The sequence below is a fragment of the Thalassovita sp. genome (assembly GCF_034670005.1).
In the GTDB taxonomy this organism is placed as follows: Bacteria; Pseudomonadota; Alphaproteobacteria; order Rhodobacterales; family Rhodobacteraceae; genus Thalassobius.
Window position 1 is genome coordinate 209,156 of the sequence record NZ_JAXMOH010000005.1, and the last position, 6,000, is coordinate 215,155.

Below are 6,000 nucleotides of genomic sequence, written 5' to 3' on the forward strand. Positions count from 1 at the left end.
AACGGCTAGGTCAGGGATCAGTTTAGACAGGGGGCGGGAATGTTCACCGGCATCATCACCGATATTGGCGAGGTTCAGGCGCTGGAACAGCGCGGCGATTTGCGGGCGCGGATCGGCACAGGCTACGATATGTCCAGCGTCGATCTGGGGGCCTCGATTGCCTGTGATGGCGTCTGCCTGACGGTGGTTGCCAAGGGCGCGGATTGGTTCGAGGTGGACGTGTCGGCCGAAACCGTGTCCAAGACCAACCTCGACACTTGGGGGCAGGGCCGCAAGCTCAACCTGGAACGCGCGCTCAAGGTCGGTGACGAATTGGGCGGGCATATCGTGTCGGGCCATGTCGACGGCGTGGCCGAAATCGTGACGATGACGCAAGAGGGCGATAGCACCCGGGTCACGCTGCGCGCGCCCGAAGCGCTGGCCCGCTTCATCGCGCCGAAAGGATCGGTGGCGCTGAATGGCACTTCGCTGACGGTAAACGAAGTTAAGGGCTGCGATTTCGGTATCAATTTCATTCCGCATACCAAGGACGCGACGACTTGGGGTACGGCCCGGGTCGGCGACCGTGTTAATCTGGAAATCGATACGCTTGCGCGCTACGTCGCCCGGCTGCGCGACTTCGGCTGAGCTGTTAAAAGGTCTGCGCTTGCAGCGCAGTCAGCAATTGCGCTGACGCGCGCATGTTGGGGGCACTGCCCCCAAACCCCCGGAGTATTTTTGCCAAGATGAAACCAGAAAGACCCAGTGTTTCATCTTGGAAAAATACTCCGGCCGGAGGCAATCCCGAGGCAGAGGCCGTGGGCCGGAGCCGAGACAGGACTGCGCACGCTCCATATGGCAATAATAGTGTGCATGTCCTCCAACCTCTTGTCGTGACGGGGCCGACCGCTTAAGTAGGGCTTTGGCGGGTGCTGCTCTTCTCGTTACTCGGTTGAATTCCAGTGGCCTTAAGCAATTCCGAGGGGGCTGGCTCTGTTCAGGTCCTGGCCTGATTACCTGGCGCCCACCTGTACATACAGGTCCTCGGGAATGAGATAACCCCACGGTTGCTGCGGGCCCGCCACTTTTTACCTGAAGTTTGTCGGCATTTGCGCGATTTGCACCGCCAAACGCTACGGATGCCCCATCGGAGCCATCACAACAAAAAACCGGCCTCGATACGGGCCGGTTTCAGACGGTTCAAACCGCGCGTGAGATCAGCGGGGGGACCGGGTGTTGCGCGCTTTCGCTTCGGACCGGACCGGCACCATACGGGTCATGTCGACGCGGATCGGGTCGCGGCGACCGCCGTGATGATCGTCGTCGTCCTTCAAGCGCATCACTGCGATACCGAACTGAACCCCGGCGAAAACGATGCCATTGGCGAACCACAAAATGAAGACCGCCAGAAGGCCACTGCTGGAATGGCTGACCAGATGCCACAGGTTGGCGACGTTGAACCACAGCAGCATCGCCACGAAGGCTGCTGCGATAGCGTAGCCGATCAACACGTTGACGATATACAGTCGGATCAGTTTCGGCATGGTATCGGTCCCCCTTTGCACCTTTATAAGGTATCCCAGTTCTGGAATACTTCAAGGCGCTGGCGTTTTTCCGGCGGGGTTTTGTTCGATCCGTACCAATTTGCCGCAGATTTCGGCGCTCAGAACGCCTCAGGCTGTGCTTCGCGCGCCATGTGGTCAAGCACGGCATTGACGAATCTGGGTTCCTTGCCTTCGGGAAAAAAGGCGCGGGCAACATCGACATATTCGGTGATCACGACCTTGGGCGGGGTGTCCGATTGGGTCATTTCGGCCCCAGCGGCGCGGAACAGCGCCCGCAATGTCGGGTCGATCCGGGCGATCGGCCATTTAGCCACCAGCGCCCGATCGGTCATCTGATCGATTTTGGCCTGCCAGTTCACCGCGTCCTTCATGATCTGTCGAAACAGCGCTGCATCGCCGTCCAGCATCTCGTCGTCTTCGTAAACCGCACCGAAGCGATGCTCGAGGAATTCGACAATGACCTGTTCGACGGTCTGGCTCGACTGTTCCATCTGGAACAGCGCCTGCACCGCGTAAAGCCGGGCTGCCGATTTCATCTTGCGCTTTTGATTGTTGGAAAGCGGTTTATCGTCGGAGGCAGAGGTCATGCGGTAGGGTTGTCCTTGAGTTCGCCAGCCAGCTTGTATTCTTCGGCGTCGGGCACGAATCCCACGCCCTTGCGCTGGCCGCCCCACTTACGGCCGAGCGCGATCAGATGCAAGGCCGCAGCCGCGGCTCCGCCGCCTTTGTTCTGATCTGCGGGATCGGCGCGGACTTCGGCCTGTTTGCGGTTTTCCACCGTCAGGATGCCATTGCCGATGCATAGCCCCTGCAAGCCCAGCATCTGCAAGGCGCGCGAACTGTCGTTGCAGACCGTGTCGTAATGGGTGGTTTCTCCGCGAATGACGCAGCCCAGTGCGACATAGCCGTCAAAATTGCTCATCCGCTCGGCAATGCCGATGGCGGTGGGCACTTCCAAAGCGCCGGGCACTTCGACGATGTCCCAGCTACCGCCGCAAGCCTCGATCTCGGCCTTGGCCCCGGCGACCATATTGTCGGCGATATCCTTGTAATAAGGCGCGACCACGATCAGCAGCTTCACCGGTTTGTCGAATTCCGGGCGCGGCAGGATGTAATGGGTTTCATGTCCGGCCATGTCAGTCTTCCTTCTCGATCGGGCTTGTGCCGACGATTTTGAGCCCGAACGCGTCGAGCCCGACATATTTGGTCTTGGGCGAGTCGGTCAGCAGGATCAGATCACGCAGCCCCAGTTTGTTGAGAATCTGCGCGCCAAGACCGGTCTGCTTGATGGTGCGCGGGCCCTCTTCCTCGCTGGCAAACAGCGCGTTGCGCGGTTGCCGGAACAGGCAGACAACGCCACGGCCTTCGGCTGCGATGCGTTCCATCGCGTGCGGCAGTTGCCGGGCCGATTTTGGGCCAAGTCCCAGAACGTCGGTCGCTTCATGCAACGCATGGGTGCGGGTCAGCACCGGTTCCGGCGTGGTGATGTCGCCCTTGATCATCACGACGTGTTCCACCCCGTGGGTCTGGTCGGTGAAGAGGCGCAATTCCCAGTCGCCGCCGAATTCCGAAGTGACGGTTTTACGCGAGGTTTCCACCACCAGATTATCGTTGCGGGCGCGGTATTTGATCAGGTCGCTGATGGTGCCGATCTTAAGCCCGTGCTCCCTGGCAAATTCCACCAGATCGGGCAGCCGCGCCATTTCCCCATCGGGTTTCATGATCTCGCAGATCACCGCCGAGGGGTGCAGCCCCGCCAGCCGCGAAATATCGACCGAAGCCTCGGTATGGCCGGCGCGCACCAGAACGCCGCCGCGCCGGGCGCGCAGCGGAAATACGTGACCCGGGGTGGCCAGCGCCGCCATGGAATTCTGTTCGTTGATCGCGGCGGCGATGGTCAGCGCCCGGTCGCCCGCCGAAATGCCGGTTGAGACGCCTTCGCGCGCCTCGATCGACACGGTGAAGGCGGTTTCGTGCCGCGAGGAATTGTTCACCGCCATCATCGGCAGGCCCAGCCGGTCGATCCGTTCGGCCGTCATCGGCAGGCAGATCAGCCCGCGGCCATGAGTGGCCATGAAATTGACCGCCTTGGCGTCAGCGAATTCGGCAGCGATGATCAGGTCGCCTTCGTTTTCACGGTCCTCGTGATCGACCAGGATATACATCCGGCCCTGGCGGGCATCTTCGATGATGTCCTCGATCGGGCTGATCGCGTCGCGGAGTTCGGCCTCTACAGGGCCGGGCGTTTCAAAGGCGGAAGTTTCGGGCATGGGACCCCCAGTCAGATTTCCCCCCGCAGATAGCGCAGCCGCGCCGCGTTGGCCAGAGGCAACGCGGCGTTCCACAGCCCCTGTGCGGCAGAGATCAGAACGAGGATCAGAACTGCCAGAGCGCGGGAACGAAACTGAACCTGTCGTTTTCACGCTGCACGTGACCGACGCCGGGGAACGGGAAATGGTAGCCCAGCACCGCCATCCGGTCAGCCGCCGCCATGTCCAAAAGCCGCTTGCGGGTAGCCACGGTGGTTTCGCCGTCGGCATCGGTACCGTTAAACCAGCCCGGCTGACGGAAGCTCATATAGGCATGGGTCATGCTGTCGCCCAGCGCGATCAACTGCTTGCCGCCGCTTTCCAGCACCACGCTCATATGGCCCGGCGTATGGCCCGGCGTGTCGATCAGCCGGACGCCCGGAGCGACCTCGTGACCATCCTGCGCCAGAGTCCAGTCGACACCGTCGCAATTGATCGAATTGACCGCGCCCAGCACGAATTGCTGATCCTCGGGGGCGACCATGTTGACCAGGTCGTCCTGCATCCAGTACCCGTGTTCGGCCGCGCCGAGGATATATTCGGCATCGGGAAAAATCGCTTCGTCGAAATCGTCGCGGATGCCCCAGATGTGATCCGGATGGGCGTGGGTGATCACCACATGGGTAATCGACCCCGGATCTATTCCGGCGGCTTCGATATTGCCGACCAGCCGCCCGACCGTGTCGAAAAACCGGTTGCCCGATCCGACATCGACCAGAACCACCGCATCGCCGATCTCGATCAGCAGATGGTTGGTATGGGAATACCCCGCGTCGGTGGGCAGGAAATACCGGGTCAGGAAGGCCTGAACATCTTCCGGGTCGGCATTCACCCCCAAACCTGCAGCCGGAACGCGGAAATACCCATCTGACAGGATGGTCAGCCGGGCGTCGCCCAGTGTAAATCGGAAATAGCCCGGGTTTTGCCCGCTGGGCGCACCCAGTTCTGCCCGCGCCATCCCCGGCAACGCAAAGCCCGGCGCCAGCGCGGCCAATTTCAGAATATCACGACGGCTGGGTTTGATGATCGACATGGCGGGCCTCCCTTTTCACACAAGGATAACGTGGCGCATCGATATCTCAATATCAATTGCGAATATGTTGTTTGATGACCCGCTTTTTCCGGGGGCGGGGCGCAGTTTTGTGTGGGGTCTGCCTTGGGATTGCCGCGATGGGCGGAGTTCTTGGCGGTCGGCGTCGCAAACAAACCGGATATTCAAAAAAATACGGCACCCCGAAGGGTGCCGTAGCAGTGTATTTGTTTTGGTCGCTTAGAAGCGCATGCTGAGCGAAAGCTGGAGCGCATGGCTGTCATAGTCGCTGCCGAACGATCCAACATAGCCGGCATTCAGCATGGTTTCTTTCCCGGCCGAACCGCCGATCTGGGAACTGACCCCAAGATAGAGCGACACCCACTCCATGTTCATGCCGTCGACAGGCGTGCTGCCCGAGGGCAGGCCGATGAAGCCGGTTTGCACCAGCTGATCGTCGCCCGATGCGCTGTTATAAGTCAGCGCCCCCGTCAGCTTGGTCGGCTGCGCAGAAGCCAGTTTATATTCGCCGCTTAAGCCCGCCGACAGGATCGTGACCTGACCCGATTGATCGCCAACCGACAGGTTCCAGGCCCCGGCACCGGTTTCATTGAAACCGTTAACCGACATGTCATAGTATTCGACCGATCCGGTCGGACCAAAGCGGAAGCCGCCTTGGTTGAACATGTATTCGCCCTTCAGCGCTGCGAAGACCTGCGATCCGCTGGTGCTGCCGGTGGCAACCGAGCCCATCACGTTGCGCGTGGTGTCGAAGGACAGGTCCTGATAGCCCAGCATCGCCTGTGCGGCACCGCCCTTGCCGAAGGCCGCCCGGCCAATGGCTGCGATGAACACGCCCGATCCGTCGACGGAACCGCGGGACAGGGCGGCATCTGCTGTGGCATTCGAATAGCCAGCGACCAGCCCGATGGAGCTTTTCCCGTTGAACCGCTTTTCCGCGCCGAACACGGCGTTCCAGCTATCGACATCGTGTCCGTCGTCAGAGTTTTTCGGAATGCTGAGCTTGTTTCGTAACGGAGGCTCTGGTTCGGTTTGTATTTGAGTTTATGCGGCAGCGGATTGGTGCTGCAAGCGACGTTTTCGGATCGTCTGTTTC

Annotated in this window: 7 protein-coding genes; 1 reads left to right on the forward strand and 6 read right to left on the reverse strand. The window is 60.6% G+C overall.

Annotated features, from left to right (window positions below):
* Positions 1 to 39 precede the first annotated feature (39 nt).
* Positions 40 to 627, forward strand: coding sequence for a riboflavin synthase (locus VOI23_RS11720; RefSeq protein ID WP_323784991.1), 588 nt, complete (start codon positions 40 to 42; stop codon positions 625 to 627).
* Positions 628 to 1,196: 569 nt separating this feature from the next.
* On the opposite strand, the gene VOI23_RS11725 is transcribed toward VOI23_RS11720, so the two are convergent.
* The 6 genes from VOI23_RS11725 to VOI23_RS11750 form a co-directional block, all read right to left on the reverse strand.
* Positions 1,197 to 1,523, reverse strand: a complete 327-nt coding sequence (locus VOI23_RS11725; protein WP_323784992.1) for a hypothetical protein — start codon at positions 1,521 to 1,523, stop codon at positions 1,197 to 1,199.
* Between the two features lie 119 nt (positions 1,524 to 1,642).
* Positions 1,643 to 2,131 (reverse strand): transcription antitermination factor NusB, encoded by a 489-nt coding sequence (nusB, locus tag VOI23_RS11730; RefSeq protein ID WP_323784993.1) that lies wholly within the window; start codon positions 2,129 to 2,131, stop codon positions 1,643 to 1,645.
* Positions 2,128 to 2,679, reverse strand: coding sequence for a 6,7-dimethyl-8-ribityllumazine synthase (locus tag VOI23_RS11735; protein WP_323784994.1), 552 nt, complete (start codon positions 2,677 to 2,679; stop codon positions 2,128 to 2,130). The genes nusB and VOI23_RS11735 overlap by 4 nt, the downstream gene beginning before the upstream one ends.
* Position 2,680: 1 nt before the next feature.
* Complete coding sequence (gene ribB / locus VOI23_RS11740; RefSeq protein ID WP_323784996.1) at positions 2,681 to 3,814, reverse strand: 3,4-dihydroxy-2-butanone-4-phosphate synthase; 1,134 nt, start codon at positions 3,812 to 3,814, stop codon at positions 2,681 to 2,683.
* Positions 3,815 to 3,920: 106 nt separating this feature from the next.
* Positions 3,921 to 4,886 (reverse strand): MBL fold metallo-hydrolase, encoded by a 966-nt coding sequence (locus VOI23_RS11745; protein ID WP_323784998.1) that lies wholly within the window; start codon positions 4,884 to 4,886, stop codon positions 3,921 to 3,923.
* 237 nt (positions 4,887 to 5,123) lie between these two features.
* Positions 5,124 to 5,942, reverse strand: coding sequence for an autotransporter outer membrane beta-barrel domain-containing protein (locus VOI23_RS11750; RefSeq protein WP_323785015.1), 819 nt, complete (start codon positions 5,940 to 5,942; stop codon positions 5,124 to 5,126).
* Positions 5,943 to 6,000 lie beyond the last annotated feature (58 nt).

What these genes read in the sequence shown, in the direction of transcription:
- VOI23_RS11720 (WP_323784991.1), top strand. Translation starts at nt 40, where the DNA reads ATGTTCACCGGCATCATCACCGATATTGGCGAGGTTCAGGCGCTGGAA.
- VOI23_RS11725 (WP_323784992.1), bottom strand. Translation starts at nt 1,523, where the DNA reads ATGCCGAAACTGATCCGACTGTATATCGTCAACGTGTTGATCGGCTAC.
- nusB (WP_323784993.1), bottom strand. Translation starts at nt 2,131, where the DNA reads ATGACCTCTGCCTCCGACGATAAACCGCTTTCCAACAATCAAAAGCGC.
- VOI23_RS11735 (WP_323784994.1), bottom strand. Translation starts at nt 2,679, where the DNA reads ATGGCCGGACATGAAACCCATTACATCCTGCCGCGCCCGGAATTCGAC.
- ribB (WP_323784996.1), bottom strand. Translation starts at nt 3,814, where the DNA reads ATGCCCGAAACTTCCGCCTTTGAAACGCCCGGCCCTGTAGAGGCCGAA.
- VOI23_RS11745 (WP_323784998.1), bottom strand. Translation starts at nt 4,886, where the DNA reads ATGTCGATCATCAAACCCAGCCGTCGTGATATTCTGAAATTGGCCGCG.